Source organism: Bradyrhizobium sp. Ken01 (genome assembly GCF_055807355.1).
Genome location: NZ_JBVVPC010000245.1, coordinates 1 through 256, shown reverse-complemented (window position 1 = coordinate 256; position 256 = coordinate 1). Strand labels below are relative to the sequence as shown.

The window sequence follows — 256 nt, the reverse complement described above, 5'->3', positions numbered from 1 at the left end:
CCAGGTCTTTGCCACTGAAATCAGCGTTGTCTGTCCGCACTCGAAATTCGCCATCATAGCTTATTTCACGCACGGTCTCATCGCCGCGGACGAGTGGGTTCCTGCGGAACGCCCAGTTGAAATAGTGTTCGAACTCAGCCCTGAGCACAGAGTCGAACTGTGCATTCAGGAAGTGATAGAGACGTCCGTTCTCGTGCAGATAGTTTATGAACGTGTAGGCGGACCGTGGATCCACCAGCGTGACCAGATCCTTGAA

Annotated in this window: 1 protein-coding gene; it reads right to left on the bottom strand. The window is 53.1% G+C overall.

What is annotated here, in order from left to right; translation table 11 throughout:
• Nucleotides 1–256 (bottom strand): SidA/IucD/PvdA family monooxygenase (locus AC0L3S_RS39505; protein ID WP_473285382.1); only part of this gene is annotated, 256 nt, incomplete at both ends.